Genomic DNA, 15,017 nt, shown 5'->3' with positions numbered 1-15,017 from the left:
AAACTAGCGGCAAAACCAAGGTAAACACTCAACTATTAGTACTCATGAGCATAGTAATAAAAACCCCAGAACAAATTGAAAAGATGCGCGTTGCTGGTCGCCTAGCGGCAGACGTTCTCACCATGATCGCCCCTTATGTTAAGGTTGGCGTTAGCACCGATGAACTTAATCAACGCTGCCATGACTACATAGTAAACGAGCAAGGGGCTATTCCTGCGCCACTAGATTACCATGGCTTTCCTAAATCAATCTGTACCTCGGTAAACGATGTGGTATGTCATGGCATTCCATCTAGTACCCATATCTTGCAAGATGGCGATGTAATAAACATCGATATCACCGTAATAAAAGACGGTTATCACGGTGATACCTCCAAAATGTTTTTGGTAGGCAATGCCTCACCTGCCGATAAACTATTATGCCGCGTGACTCAACAAGCGCTCTACCAAGCCATTAAAGTGGTAAAACCTGGCAATAAAGTCAGCGATATTGGTAATGCAATTCAAAAATACTTGAAAAAAGGCAACTATCGCTATGGCATCGTCGATAACTTTTGTGGCCACGGTATTGGCGAAGGTTTCCATGAAGAACCACAAATCATGCATTACCGCAATAACGACCGAACGGTATTAAAAGCAGGCATGTGCTTTACCATTGAACCGATGATCAACCAAGGCAAAAAGGGCAACTGGGTTGACGAAGAAGATGGTTGGACAGCGCGCACCAATGACGGCAAAAACTCTGCTCAGTGGGAGCACACGCTGTTAGTCACTAATGACGGTGTTGAAGTGTTAACACTTCGTGACGAAGAAGACTTACCACGTATTATTAAACACTAACCAACGGGTCTTAGAGGTATAGTCATGGAAACGACGTTAGCAGCACCGCCTTTGCCCTGCGTAGAAGAGATATCGCTTAAAAGTAGTAAGCGATATCTAGACGAACTGCAAGAGTACTTAGCCGATCAGTTCAATCAGGGCGTGCATGTCGTTGAGTTAGTGCAGTTGCGCTCTCAACAAATGGACTTGTTACTCAACTGTTTGTGGAAGCATTTTGGTTTAGCCGATCACCCAGAGCTCTCGTTGCTTGCCGTAGGTGGTTATGGCCGTGGCGAACTACACCCTCGTTCAGATATCGACATTCTTATTCTCACTCGAGAGCAAGTTAAATCAGCAATAGCAGACAAAATATCAGCGTTTATTACCTTACTGTGGGATATACGCTTAGATGTAGGCCAAAGTGTTCGCACGCTCAAAGAGTGTTTAGAGCTAGGTTTAGAAGACATTACCATTGCCACCAACTTACAAGAGTCACGTTTACTGTTTGGTGATAAAGCACTATATCAAGAGCTCTGTATGGCCGTTTGCGCCGACAGCTTTTGGCCTAGCGAAGCTTTTTTCCGCGCCAAAAAGGATGAACAGCTAAGTCGTCACCGCCAATACAAAGGTAACGCTTATTCCTTGGAGCCAGACATTAAAGCCAACCCTGGCGGCTTACGTGATATTCAAACGATTTGTTGGGTCGCCGGTCGCCACTTTGGCAGTAGCGACTTAGATGAACTCACTAAACAAAACTTCCTTACTCTAGCAGAGTGTAGAGAACTGCAAGATTGTCGAGATTTTTTGTGGCGAGTGCGCTTTGCGCTGCATATTCACTTGCCTAAAAGTGATGACCGTTTGTTATTTGATCGCCAGTTAGCTGTAGCTCAGTCATTGGGTTATAGCGGTGAGCACAATGCGCCCGTTGAGCGTTTAATGAAGCACTTCTTCCAAACGGTGCGTCGAATTTCTGAATTAAACGAAATGCTACTGCAGCTCTTCGATGAAGCGATCCTTGGTAACACCGCCATGGATGTTCAGCCAGTCGATGAAAACTTTATGCTACGTGGCAACCTAATTGATAGCGCGAATGGCCAGCTGTTTTTGCAGCAACCTGAACAAATTTTGGTGATGTTTTTACACATTGCCGATAATCCGAAGATTACCGGTATTTACTCAGCAACCTTGCGCCAGTTACGCGAAGCGAGACGCAGGTTAACCCATTGGTTGCAAGATATACCAGAGTGTCGCCGCTACTTTAGACGCCTTATTAAGCACCCTAACGTGACTGGGTTACCGCTGACCTTAATGCACCGCTATGGGGTTTTATCAACCTATTTCCCTGCTTGGAGCCGCATTGTAGGTCAAATGCAATTTGACTTGTTCCACGCTTTCACTGTTGATGAGCATACCCATCGCCTGATTAACAAAATTCACTCATTTAATGATGAAAAAACCAAAGAGGTTCACCCCCTTTGCTGCCAAGTATACCCGCGTTTAGAGAGACCTGATTTACTGGCTTTAGCAGCAATTTTTCATGATATAGCGAAAGGACGCAAAGGCGATCACTCAACCTTGGGTGCGGTAGATGCCGAAGAGTTCTGTTTGGCTCATGGTTTTAGTAAACCCTCCGCTCGCACCGTAGCGTGGCTAGTTAAGCACCACTTATTGATGTCGGTAACCGCTCAACGCCGCGATATTTATGATCCTGAAGTGATTACCGAGTTTGCTAAGGTCGTACGTGATCAACGCCACCTAGACATGTTGCTTTGTTTAACGGTAGCAGATATTTGCGCAACCAATGACGATACCTGGAACAGCTGGAAGCGAACCTTATTAAGCGAACTTTATAATTCGACACAGAAAGCCTTACGAAGAGGCTTGGAAAATCCTGTCGATATTCGTGGGGTGATTAGAGATAAGCAGAAGAAAGCCATTCAGCAATTAGAACTTAAAGGCTATTCAGAAGAGCAAGTGCGCGGCTTATGGCAGCGTTTTAGGGCCGATTACTTTCTGCGCCACACTCCTCAGCAAATTGCTTGGCACAGCGACCACTTATGGGGCCACAGCGAAGACCAGCCTTTAGTATTGGTTAGTCGTCGCGCAACTCGCGGCGGCACAGAGATATTTATCCATTGCCAAGATATACCGCATTTATTCGCATCAGTTGCCGCTGAACTAGATCAAAAGAATTTGAATATTCATGATGCGCAGATCATGTCGAGCCGTGATGGTTTTGTACTTGATACCTTTGTGGTGCTCGATCATGAGGGCGAACCTCTCTCACTAGAGCGCGGTATTTTGCTGCAACAAACATTGGCCGAAAAGCTCCATGTTGCTGCGCCAATTGATTTGAAACAGCGCCGTGTGCCACGCCAAGTGCAGCAGTTCTCTATCGCACCTCGCGTAGAGTTTTTGCCCACTAAAGGCAATCGAACCTTGATTGAGGTTGTCGCCTTGGATAAGCCTGGTTTATTGGCTAAAATTAGCGCCGTATTTCAATCCTTTAATTACACGATTCACGCAGCTAAAGTCACCACCATTGGTGAGAAAGCAGAAGATTTCTTCAGTATTAGTAACTGTGAACGTGAAAAGCTAAGTCCAGAGCAAAAGCAGCAGCTTAAGAGCATTCTGGAACAAGCACTCAAACAATAATATTTAGCAAGCTCAACCACTATTTTGGAGACAACCATGTCTAAAGACTTTTTTAGTTACGCCGTTGGTGTGGGAAGTAAAAACGCAAATGGCCAATGGCTAGAAGTTTTTTACCCTGCTCCGGTTTTAAACCCAAGCGAAGCAGAAGTATCAGGCCTAACTAAAGGTTTAGATTACAACAATGGCAAACAAGACATTGAACTAGACGATGCAGCATTAAACATCTTAATCGCCAATGCCGAAGCTCTAGGTTTAACAGCGCAAGTAACTGCGCTTAACGCTTTATTAGGCAGTGAACAGCCTCGCGTTTTATGTTTACTAAGCCAAGATGATGCAGCTGCATCAACACCAGAAGCTTACCTTAAACTGCACCTACTCTCTCACCGCTTAGTTAAACCTCACGGTACCGATTTAAGTGGTATTTTCGCGGTACTTCCTAACGTAGCGTGGACTAACCAAGGTGCTATTGATCTAGCCGAGTTACCAGCCCGCCAGTTAGAAGCCCGTGCTAAAGGTGAATTACTACAGGTTACTTCTGTAGATAAGTTTCCGAAAATGGCTGACTACGTGGTACCAAGTGGTGTGCGTATTGCGGCAACTTCACGGGTTCGCCTAGGTGCTTACATCGGCGAAGGCACTACAATTATGCACGAAGGTTTCTGTAACTTTAATGCAGGTACTGCAGGCACTAGCATGATCGAAGGCCGTATCTCTGCTGGAGTATTTGTAGGTAAAGGCTCTGATTTAGGTGGTGGTTGTTCAACCATGGGTACCCTGTCAGGCGGTGGTAACATTGTTATCGCAGTAGGTGAAGAATCGCTAATTGGTGCAAACGCTGGTACTGGCATCCCACTAGGAAATCGCTGTACCATTGAGTCTGGCCTATACATCACCTCGGGTACCAAAGTAGTACTAATAGACGAAAATAAGCAACAAGCAGGCACTATAAAAGCCCGTGAACTTGCAGGAAAATCAGATCTGCTATTCCGCCGTAATAGCCTTACTGGCGCAATCGAATGTTTAACCAACAAAACAGCGATTGCCTTAAACGAAGAGCTACACGCACATAACTAAGTTAAAACGGCTCAAGTTACTGCAGTAGCTTGGGCCTACTTTCCCTCTTAAATTCCTCCACATAAAAAGCCCACTAGTTCACACTCCTTCTACGCGTAATGAGCTATGCTGCAATATACAGGCTCTGCAGAACAATGCGGCGGCGACTGTTTCTAGCACTAGAATGACAATTCGTTATGAAGGAAATTGTATGTACAAAAATCTAAAAAGCATTGGCATTACCAATCCAAGCGACATTGAACGTTATAGCCTCCGCCAAGAAGCCAATTCTGATACGCTCAAGATTTACTTCCATAAGGAAAAAGGTGACTTTCTCACCCGCAGTGTAAAATTCAAATATCCAAGGCAGAAAAAAACGGTACTCATTGATGGTGGTCGCGGCACTTACAAAGACACTACTGAAATAAATGCTAACCTACGCTTTATCGTAGAAGAACTGGATAAAATTACTCGCAGAGACCAACAAGAAAAAGATACCAAACAACAAGTGCTTTCTGAGTTAAGACATTTGGAAAAGGTAGTATCTAATAAAATTGCAGAAATTGAGGCTAAACTAGAACGTTTATAAAGCTAAAAGCAGACACAAAAAAGGAGGCTAAAGCCTCCTTTTTAACACTTACACTAAACCTAAACGGTTGCTAGGTAAGATTCCATATCAGTTTTCAAGTTGTCTGACTTAGTACCAAAGATAGCTTGAACACCTTGGCCAGCAACTACTACACCAGCTGCACCTAAGCTCTTAAGCTTTGGTTGGTCAACAGATTCTACCGACTTAACCTGAATACGTAAGCGAGTGATACAAGCATCTAGGCTAACAATGTTAGCTTTACCGCCAAACGCTTCTACTAGGTTTTTAGACATTTCGTCTTCAGATACCGGAGCTGCAGCACTAGCAGACTCATCTTCGTCTTCACGGCCTGGGGTTTTAAGGTCTAATTTAGCAATAACCACACGGAACACTGTGTAGTAAACAGCTGCATAACCTAAACCAATTACAGGGAATAACCAGAACTTCTGAGCATTAGTAGATAGAACGATGAAGTCAATCAAACCGTGAGAGAATGATGTACCGTGAACCATACCCAAAGAGTTTGTAATAACAAATGCTAAACCAGCAAGTAGTGCGTGAATTACGTAAAGAACAGGAGCAACAAATAGGAACGCAAATTCAATAGGTTCGGTAATACCTGTTAGGAATGAAGTAAGCGCAGCCGAGATCATAATACCGCCAACTTTAGCGCGGTTCTCAGGTTTAGCAGCATGCCAGATAGCAATCGCCGCAGCAGGTAAGCCGTACATCTTAAACATGTAGCCACCGGCTAGTTGACCAAAGCCATTACCCGCAGCGCGAGTAGCTTCATCTGCTTGTAAGTAACAGGTTAATACGCCGTTAGCCACTTCGCCAGCAGCCGTTTTACACTGACCAGCTTCAAAGAAGAACGGTACATTCCATACATGGTGTAAACCAAATGGAATTAATGAACGTTCAACAATGCCATAAATACCAAAGGCTAGCGTTGGGTTTTGCTCTGCTGCCCAGTGAGAGAATGCTGCGATACCACTACCAATAGGAGGCCAAATAAACGCTAGTAGCACACCTAAGAAAATAGTTAGGAAACCAGTGATAATCGGCACACTACGCTTACCCGCAAAGAAACCTAGATAGGCAGGCAGTTGAATGCGGAAGAAGCGATTGAATGCCCAACCGGCAACAGCACCCGCTAAAATCCCACCAAGCACACCAGTATTGATCGTTTCAACGTCCATTATAGGCGCCATAACGGTCAATGTTTTTTCCATAATGGTGAAGCCAACAATAGCCGCTAATGCTGCAACACCATCGTTGTTGGTAAAACCTAAGGCAACACCTACGGCAAACAACAATGCCATGTTACTGAATACAGCATCACCTGCGTTCATCATCAATTGAGATACGATATGCGGCATCCAACTGAAGTCTGCAGCGCCGACTCCTAACAAAATACCCGCAACAGGTAGTACTGATACTGGTAGCATCAGTGCCTTACCTACCTTTTGCGCTTGTGCAAACAAATTTCCAAACATAGTGAGCTCCTAGGGGCTGATAGTAAACTAAATAAAGCCTTAGCCATTTTCCTTCAAAAGGCCAATTTTTAAGCGGCTTAAATATAATTATTTTGATGTTGCCGCTAAATTCGTTTTCTTACGATTTCAGGGCCTTAGTTTAGGCGTGTACGGAATAGAAAAATGCGATTTGGCACAAGTTAAACCTCACTTTTTGTAACACTTTGTAACACTTATTTTCAATTAAGATAAAAATGCCGTATCGAGTAACTATTTCGTTTTATTCACCTTCTACCTTCCCATAAATTAACAAGCTGCTAGCTTCCCCCAAGACGCACATTAAAAGCATACAAAACCAAACACTCAACCAACAGAAGAATAAAAAACCATCAAATAAACAATTAAAAGCATAAGAAAGGGTTTTCACACTACAACTGTGAGTTTCCTCACACGACAAACTACAAAACTACTGAGACAATGCTTTCGACATAATGTTCCGCAGGAATTGGAATTTACAGAACAGGGTGCTTATTTATGTCCTAATTTGGAAATTAATACACATAAGGTTTATGTAATGAAATTAAAAACACTTTCGATCGCAGTAGCATCAGCCGCGATGTCAACTCAAGCAATTGCCGCAACACCAGAATTTAACGGTTACATGCGTTCAGGAATTGGCGCTACCGGTTCAGGCGGCGAGCAAATGTGCTTCCAAGCCGACGGCTCACCATATAAACACCGTTTGGGTAACGAATGTGAAACTTATGCTGAAATAGCATTATCTGCACCTTTGTATGAAGAGGGCAACAAAGCAATGGGTGTACATACCCTACTTGCTCACTCTGTAGATCAACGTAACGATTGGGAAGAAAGCCCTTCTGCAGTGCGCGAAATGTACGTTTCTGGCCAAAACATGGTTGAATCTTTCGAAGGTTCAAACCTTTGGGCTGGTAAGCGTTTTTACCAACGTCGTGACGTTCACCAAATTGATTACTACTACTTGGCAAATGCTGGTGCAGGTGCTGGTATCGAAAATATCGATGTAGGCTTTGCTAAGCTTTCTGCTGCATGGGTTCGTAATACTTCTGAAGCATTATTTGATGCCAACATTGCCGGCTCTGGCCAAACTATGGCTGATTTCTCTGGTAACAACTTAGATTTACGCTTAGACGGCATCTCTACTAACTCAAACGGCGAGTTGAGCTTAGTAGGTATTTACGGCATGTACTCTGAAGCGGCTGACCAAGATTTCAACATCGAAAACCAAAAAGACAACGGCGTGTTCGTGATGGCTGAGCACACTCAAGGTGATTTCTTTGGTGGCTTTAACAAGTTCTCTGTATCTTATGCAACAGACGCTATGGCGGGTATTGGCGCAAGTGGTCAACTTCGCGGATTTGGCTACGAAAATATGGCTGACGAAGGTGATGATCCGGTTTATCGCACCGACAGCAATGAAGGCAGCTGGTACCGCTTACTAAACTGGGGTGTGGTTGATTTAGGCGAGTCAGCGGCCATGTCTTACGTAGTTAACTACGAAAACTACGATAAAGATGATAACAAAGGCTCTACCTTGTTCACTGTTGGTGTTCGTCCTCAGTACAACTGGAGCAATAACCTATCTACTATCTTAGACCTAGGCTACGATGTAGTTGAATTCCAAGATGCAGCTAAAGCTAATGGTAGCGAAGATAACAAACTAGCTAAAGTAACTATTGCCCAGCAGTGGCAAGCTGGTCCAAATGTATTTGCACGTCCAGCTCTTCGTGCATTTGCAACTTACGCGAAATCAGACCAATACATCTCTCGTGACTCTAGCTCGAAAGATGAAGTAACCTTTGGTTTCCAAGCCGAAGCTTGGTGGTAAACACCAAATAATAAAAATGCCTATTTTTAGCCCTCATTAAGAGGGCTTTTTTATGCTAGTAAGTGAGTCACTCTCCTTCACTAACCACTCCAAATACTCTCACCGATAAGACTCGTAAAATAGGAACACTGATTAACGCAGAGCATTATGCGAACTGCCTTTTTGACTGAACCCAGATAAGCCTTTCCCCACTCTACTCACCGCACAAGATGTTTTACTAAGGCCACAACAACTAAACATATTTAGTACACACCCGTTTATACTGGATAGCTAGCAACAAAAAAGCCAGCTTAACGCTGGCTTAATATCAAACGAAAAGAAACCTTATTTGTTTTTCACAGCTTCAATAAAAGTATTTCTTGCGGAGCGTGAGCCTGCATATTCTGCTTCTTCAACCAATTTAAGCGCTTTCTCTACTTCATCATTGTTAATCATGTCTTCAATTAACTTATTGTAAAAAGCCTCTGTTTCGGGAAGCATCGCTTTTTTAAGTGTTCTATTATCAGAGCCACTTGAATTTGTTGATGAAACGGCCACGGCTGCTCCAGCGGAGCTTGCTGCTGCCACGGTTCCCTGACTAGAGGGAGAAGGAAGAGGCTCTTCTTTTTTCCCACCAAACCAAGCTTGATCAGAAAAAACCGAAGAGTTGGCAGAGTTGAATGTCATATTCACCATTCCCATAGCAGAATGTGGAATTAGTGGATCAGGTAGACCTGGATCAGCTTTAGCCTGAGCTTTAGCATATGTCCTAGCTGGGTGCACAATTTGGGTCTCATCGCTCAATGATTGATCTGTTGTATATACAATCATGTAGCGCTCACGTTCTTCTGGTAAGCCCGACGCCAAGCGGATCTTAAAAGTAGCCGCTAACATATTGGGCTTAAAGTGCTTAGCCTCTACATACTTAAAAAAATCAGCGGGCAATACTCTTAATACTTCAAAATTCTCATTTAATAAAGCAACTGTGGGAGCAAAAACAGTTTCACCAATTTGTGCTTCTAGCGTAATAGGAATGTCTTCGCCCAGATCAGGCAACTTATAAGCTAATATAAAACTTTTTCCCGTATTGAACTGAAATGCTTGACGATTTTGATCTATTGCTTCTTCAGCTTGGTAGTTATAACTAGTGGCTTTATAGCTGATATCTTGAAAACTATTACAACAAACTGGTGCCGAGTCTAATGTACGCCCTGTAACAAGGGTATCGGCGTACAGGTACCGAGTATCAGCGCCTCCGCTTAGCATAGAGCTATCTGAGCCAGAGCTACACGCTGTCAAACCTATCATTGAAGTTAGAACTACTACACCAAGTTTCGTTCTCATTACTACCTCCTCAAAACTAAAAGACCCTTAAAATATTCTATTTTAAGGGTCTTGACTAGCGTTCTAACTATTTAAGTTAAAAAGCAGTGTTTACCACCAAGCTTCAACTTGAGCGCCGTACATAAGGTCATTTTTCTCTTGAGCCATGTCGCCACCGAACTTCGCTACGAAGATACGGATTTCAGGACGTGCCCAGAAACCACCTTTCTCTTGAAGAGGAGACCAAGCTTGAGCTAATGCAACCTTGTTAAGGTCAGCACTTTCGCTCATCCATGGGTCTTCTGCATTGTAGTATGCAGCTTCAAGGATTGTGCTCATGGTGTTGTTCCACAAGTAACGAGGACGTATTGTTACGCCGTAACGAGTACCATCGCTCTTGTTGTTGTCACCCGCGTCATCTTGATCAAGTTGCGAGTAAAAAGCAGACCAACCCATATCTACATTGCTACCAAATTTAACCACACCGTGGTCAATGATACGCCATGATTTACGACCTAAGTCACCGCCACCACCGATGTTGTATGAATCACCTAAATGGTTGTTCATACCGTAACCAGACCAACCGTAGCCTTCAGTAGAGTACTGAGCAACTAACTTGTTGAAGCCACCAGGTAGACCAACAGCCCACTCAGCAGTTAACTGAACACCAGTTTTGTCGTTGTAGCTGCCATCAGTTTGAGCATCTTCTTGAGCATCACTTAGGTTAGCTTTACCACCCATAGCGATTAAATCAATAGAACCTAAACCAATATCAATACCGCTTAAACGAACGTCTAATTGAGGAGTTGAAGTGTAAGGTTGGCTATCGTCACCACCTACATCATGCCATTTGTTATGACGTACAGCTACACCCAAACGAGCGAAGCCTAGGTCAATGCTATCAACACCAGCACCGTAACCAGAACCGTTTACGTAGTACCAGTCGTTGATGTGTACATCTTTACGACCGTAGTAACGGTTACCAGCCCAGATTTCTGTGCCGCTAGCCATAGTGTACTTAGCGTAAGCTTCACGGAAAGATAGACGCTGACCAGACCATGGGTCTGAAGCTTCGCCTACGCCCTGCCAAGAATTACCACGTTGGTCAGTGTTACCTTCTTGAGTACCGTAAGCAACTAAAGTGTGAATAGAGAACTTTTCACCAGTGTTACGTTCTACAACGTTTTGGCTCAATGCTAACTCTGCGTAAGTATCACACTCATCACCTAAACGACCAACAACGTGAGCGTTAGGGCCACCATCACCATAACAGTACTGTGAACCACCATCAGCGTTCAAGCCGAAGCCAGCACGGAAGTAACCGTTGAAATCAAGAGCGAATGCGCTTGAAGAAATTGTTGCCGCAGTAACTGCAACAGCAAGTGTTTTCAGTTTCATAATCCTTTCCTTTTCCTTTAGAACTACTTAAGTCCCTTACCCTATTTAGTAAGAGCCAGCGGTGCATTTGTAAGTGTGCTTATATCCGCTAACTGAGATGGATTATAGGGAGCCTATTTCCAGACAACTTTGAACTAGCTCACAGAATGATTTTTCTGAAAATCGCTTGAAAACAAGGGTTTCAGGGGTGAAAACAAGGTGTGGATCACATCATCCAATGACCATAAGAAAAGCCTTGAAAATGCTTTCAATCACAAAGAAAAGGCTTTCAGTAGGTTAATTACTAAAAAAAACCAAAATTTGAACTAATATTTAAGGTTAAGACCTAAAAAAAGTAATTTTTTTTCACGACCGTGAAAGCCTTTTCAAAGTTCCAATTACCTTCCACAAGTGTGATACAGATCACCAATAAAAAGGGAACTATTTCCAAGACATTCGCTTAAATAGCTGTTTCCAGCGCTCGGGCATGGGACAATCGATGATGATTTCGCTGTCAATATAAGGGTGAACGAAGCTTAATTGCTTAGAAAACAACCAAAGCCCAGGTAGCCCCAGCTCTCGAAATAAGCGGTTGTGACGACCATCGCCGTAAGTAGTATCACCAATAATATGATGACTTAGGTGATGCATGTGACGGCGTAATTGGTGCTTTCTTCCAGTTTTAGGTTTAAGTGACACTAAACTATACCGAGAAGTTGCAAATTTACCTGATGGATAAGGTAACTCTGCTTTTTGTAATCCAGTGTAAAAAGTAAGGGCTGACTGGGCAGGTTTATCCTGCTGTGCCTTAGCATCCACCATCTTATCTAGCTTTTCCTTCAACGGATAATCTAGCTGGTGTTCCCCCTCTATATAACCTCTAACCAAAGCAAGATATTGCTTATCTATATGTTGTGCAGCAAATTGTTCGGAAAGCCTGCGGGCAGCTTCAGATGACTTAGCCATGATAAGTACACCACTGGTTGGTCTGTCTAAGCGGTGCACTGGGTAAACATATTGGCCAATTTGATCACGCAAAATCTGTAAAGCAAATTGGGTAGCTTCTTTAGCTATCCAACTTCGGTGAACTAACAACCCAACCGGTTTATATACCGCTACATAATGGTCATCTTCAAACAAGATCTGAAGTTGTTCTGGAATAGCTTCAACAAGCTCTTCATTAGGCTTAGAGTCGACAGTCATTACTTAAAACTCTCATCGATTGTTTTTATAACGTCCAACAAGGGCTTAGCGTTAAATGCCAATTGCTTTACCGCCTCTTCTGCATAAGGGCTTATCTCAACTTTTTGAGGTAACGGAGCGCCGAGTTCAATGAGTTCACGCATTTTAGGGATAAAAATAAACTGTAACCATTGCGGCAAACTTAAGGTGTCGATACAAAATGGCTGAGTACTAGCAAGTAGCTCGTTACTTGGTAGAGTGTTTTGCCAACTATTAGCTTGTTTTAAGCACTGCTCAAGTTCCAAAAGCAATGGCATGATTTGTTGCGGCATCGTATTCATTAAAGCAAAAATCGCAGTGTAACATTCCAATCTAACATTACCTACCAAACTGAGATAATTGCCCTCTCCACTATAAATGTGGATACTGACGCCAAATGTTGTGGATCGAACAGTAACAATGAATAAACTAAGCACATTAAGCGAAATCCTTCAGGCTTCGGGCAGTGACCTACGAGTGTATGAAATGGGTCGACAGATCCATCACATCAGCAACCAAGACTTCTACCAAATGGAAGTAGCAAAGCAGCCCTACCCTGCCCCCATTCAACAACACGCTAGATTTGCAGTTTGTTTTTGGCAAAAACAACAATCTACAACACCTTATATATGGTTTTTGCAATTACCTGTTAACGAGCAAGGTTTTATCAATCTTGCTGCGCGCGATCAGTTCATCCAACTGGTTATTGAAGCACTAGGGCAAAAGCTAAATCTTAAACCGAGTGAAGAGCAACAACAGGCATTAGCCAACAATCAATATATCTATAAACCCATTGAGGAAAAGCTCGCTTTTTTTAATGCCTTATATAAAAGAGATACTCAATTAGCGCCATCGGAGCATTACTTAGCTGTTCGTCGCTATTTGCAAAACGATGGTGAATGGGAAAATTGGCAGAGCCTAGCACTGCAGGGCATTGCAGACTTAGTGGCAAGGTTAGATAGAGATGATAATAGTAAACTGCTTAGCCAAGCCTTCCCACATCTGCCACTAGAAGTTGCCAACAAAACCCTAGAATTACTAGAACATGCTAAGTTAGATCAGCAGCTTAGTCATGTAATTGCATCTTTGCATCAGCAGCAATTGTTAAGCAATGAAGAGCTTGCAAGTTTGTATCTTCGAGCTTTAGCCGGGGCTTCTGTTAAGCCGCTTACCCATCAAGCAATTAAGCAACAGCTTGCAAATGCAAACTCGATTCATAGCTTTATCGCGGTGGCAGGAAGGTTGTGGCAATCCTTAAGTGACCCCCTCTTACTCAAATATTTCTTAGAAACGATTGCGGACCAAAACGACCCAGAGCTGTTTCAACAGATTTTCGCTGATTTAGTATTCATTCCAAGCTTACGTTGTTTTGTATTAGCCCAGCTTCGTGACCCCAATAACTCAGAAGCTCTGCAGCTATCCATTACGCAGTTGATTAAACTGTATCAATCACCTAAACACCACTAAGGATTAGTTATGTCTCAACAAATTGCATTGATCGCGATAAAAGCCTTATTGGACGAAAACAAACAACCTACCCTTGCTTTAGTAAAAGGTAAGCTCACCACAAGGCTACCAATGCCTACGGTAATTGCAGCGCTAAATGCTTTTAAAAAGGATCCCTCTATCGTTGAGAATCTAGTGGCTGAAGCACCTCCGGTTAAAAAGGAACCAAAGGCTATTGAACAACGCGTGACGGAGCTAGAAAGCCAAGTTCAGCGACTATTGCAACGCATCGAACAACTAGAAGCGAAGAACTAGCGATGTACTTAAGCGAAGTAAACTTTGAATGCTATACCGACACAACCATTACCCGCGCTGAAAAAGCGATAAACCTATTGTTAGATAGTTGGCGTTACCATGGGCAAATCATTGGTCGCGAGTTCCCTGTTGTATTGAAAGACGCCGCGTTTTCAGTGCGAGTAGTTTGCCCCGAAGAAAATAGCTTGTTAGACAGTTTTCAAAGTAAGCAAGTAAAACGCGCCAAACTAGCCTTAAGTGAGGCAGGCTTACTCAGCCCAAAACTTAAAAACCTTGGCCGAGACATTAACTCTGATGACAGTGATACTTGCGAAACACCTAGCTGGCAGGTCTTGTATACTAATTATCTGCAAAGTTGTTCTCCAATTCGCTGTGGTGACCACTTTACCCCCATTCCGCTTTATCATTTGCCCGCAGTTGCCAATGGTGATCACAAGCAGCTAATCAAGTGGCAAGAAGATTGGTCAGCCTGTGATCAATTACAAATGAATGGCAGTATATTGGAGCATTCTGCATTAAAAGAGATGAGTGATATCACTAGTCGCCTTTATCGCAGAGGCTCAGACCTAACCAAACGTTTGGAATACTTAAGCAAAGTACCTACCTATTTGTATCTCTATAGGGTTGGTGGCGAAAGCCTTGAAACAGAAAAAGAACGATGCTGCCCAAGTTGCGGTGGAGATTGGTTATTAGAAAACACCGTTCATGACATTTTTGACTTCAAATGTGACACCTGCCGTTTAGTGTCCAATATTTCTTGGGATTTTAAGCGCTAAAGTTTGTTGCTCTTTCGAGCAACTCTTTGCAGCAATTTGCGCTTGTTTATACAAGTTAGAGGTGTTGAGAATTAACTAGTGTCAACAAAAAGCCGATAAGGAGTTAAAACAGCCACAAGTGCT

13 protein-coding genes are annotated in these 15,017 nt (G+C 43.2%); 8 read left to right on the top strand and 5 right to left on the bottom strand.

What is annotated here, in order from left to right:
* Positions 1–44 precede the first annotated feature (44 nt).
* The 4 genes from map to LQZ07_RS09790 all read left to right on the top strand — a co-directional run bounded on the left by map (position 45) and on the right by LQZ07_RS09790 (position 5,115).
* Positions 45–839 carry a type I methionyl aminopeptidase gene (map, locus tag LQZ07_RS09805; protein WP_152779258.1) on the top strand — a complete coding sequence of 265 codons (795 nt, stop codon included), beginning with the start codon at positions 45–47 and terminating at the stop codon, positions 837–839.
* A gap of 24 nt (positions 840–863) precedes the next feature.
* On the top strand, positions 864–3,473 hold the full coding sequence (gene glnD / locus LQZ07_RS09800; RefSeq protein WP_152779260.1) for a bifunctional uridylyltransferase/uridylyl-removing protein GlnD: 2,610 nt from the start codon (positions 864–866) through the stop codon (positions 3,471–3,473).
* Positions 3,474–3,509: 36 nt separating this feature from the next.
* Complete coding sequence (dapD, locus tag LQZ07_RS09795) at positions 3,510–4,547, top strand: 2,3,4,5-tetrahydropyridine-2,6-dicarboxylate N-succinyltransferase (protein ID WP_152779262.1); 1,038 nt, start codon at positions 3,510–3,512, stop codon at positions 4,545–4,547.
* Positions 4,548–4,737: 190 nt separating this feature from the next.
* The gene (locus LQZ07_RS09790) at positions 4,738–5,115 is read left to right on the top strand and encodes a DUF3461 family protein (RefSeq protein WP_016401191.1); all 378 of its coding nucleotides are present in this window, start codon (positions 4,738–4,740) and stop codon (positions 5,113–5,115) included.
* A 59-nt stretch (positions 5,116–5,174) separates the two neighbouring features.
* Here LQZ07_RS09790 and ptsG read toward each other — a convergent pair whose 3' ends face one another.
* The gene (ptsG, locus tag LQZ07_RS09785; protein WP_152779264.1) at positions 5,175–6,611 is read right to left on the bottom strand and encodes a PTS glucose transporter subunit IIBC; all 1,437 of its coding nucleotides are present in this window, start codon (positions 6,609–6,611) and stop codon (positions 5,175–5,177) included.
* 553 nt (positions 6,612–7,164) lie between these two features.
* On the opposite strand from ptsG, the gene lamB reads away from it, so the two are divergent.
* Positions 7,165–8,457, top strand: a complete 1,293-nt coding sequence (gene lamB, locus LQZ07_RS09780; RefSeq protein ID WP_152779266.1) for a maltoporin LamB — start codon at positions 7,165–7,167, stop codon at positions 8,455–8,457.
* Positions 8,458–8,781: 324 nt separating this feature from the next.
* Here lamB and LQZ07_RS09775 read toward each other — a convergent pair whose 3' ends face one another.
* From LQZ07_RS09775 to LQZ07_RS09760, 4 genes are all read right to left on the bottom strand, one after another.
* Positions 8,782–9,780: a MalM family protein gene (locus LQZ07_RS09775; protein ID WP_152779267.1), complete on the bottom strand. Its 999-nt coding sequence runs from the start codon at positions 9,778–9,780 to the stop codon at positions 8,782–8,784.
* 90 nt (positions 9,781–9,870) lie between these two features.
* Complete coding sequence (locus LQZ07_RS09770) at positions 9,871–11,157, bottom strand: carbohydrate porin (RefSeq protein ID WP_016401195.1); 1,287 nt, start codon at positions 11,155–11,157, stop codon at positions 9,871–9,873.
* A gap of 420 nt (positions 11,158–11,577) precedes the next feature.
* Positions 11,578–12,339 (bottom strand): tRNA pseudouridine(65) synthase TruC, encoded by a 762-nt coding sequence (gene truC / locus LQZ07_RS09765; protein WP_152779269.1) that lies wholly within the window; start codon positions 12,337–12,339, stop codon positions 11,578–11,580.
* Positions 12,339–12,650: a YqcC family protein gene (locus tag LQZ07_RS09760; RefSeq protein WP_227981084.1), complete on the bottom strand. Its 312-nt coding sequence runs from the start codon at positions 12,648–12,650 to the stop codon at positions 12,339–12,341. Before LQZ07_RS09760 ends, truC begins: the two co-directional genes overlap by 1 nt.
* Before the next feature lie 127 nt (positions 12,651–12,777).
* Between LQZ07_RS09760 and LQZ07_RS09755 the strand changes: the two genes are divergently transcribed.
* Genes LQZ07_RS09755 through LQZ07_RS09745 form a run of 3 tightly spaced genes read left to right on the top strand, consistent with a single transcriptional unit; the run spans position 12,778 to position 14,894 of the window.
* Positions 12,778–13,824 carry a DUF3549 family protein gene (locus LQZ07_RS09755; RefSeq protein WP_194164042.1) on the top strand — a complete coding sequence of 349 codons (1,047 nt, stop codon included), beginning with the start codon at positions 12,778–12,780 and terminating at the stop codon, positions 13,822–13,824.
* 9 nt (positions 13,825–13,833) lie between these two features.
* Positions 13,834–14,118 carry a hypothetical protein gene (locus LQZ07_RS09750; protein ID WP_152779275.1) on the top strand — a complete coding sequence of 95 codons (285 nt, stop codon included), beginning with the start codon at positions 13,834–13,836 and terminating at the stop codon, positions 14,116–14,118.
* A gap of 2 nt (positions 14,119–14,120) precedes the next feature.
* Positions 14,121–14,894 (top strand): Zn-ribbon-containing protein, encoded by a 774-nt coding sequence (locus tag LQZ07_RS09745; RefSeq protein WP_152779277.1) that lies wholly within the window; start codon positions 14,121–14,123, stop codon positions 14,892–14,894.
* Positions 14,895–15,017: the final 123 nt, after the last annotated feature.

Origin of the sequence: Agarivorans sp. B2Z047 (assembly GCF_023373605.1) — a bacterium.
GTDB lineage: Bacteria > Pseudomonadota > Gammaproteobacteria > Enterobacterales > Celerinatantimonadaceae > Agarivorans > Agarivorans albus.
This window is presented reverse-complemented; position numbering and strand designations above follow the sequence as displayed.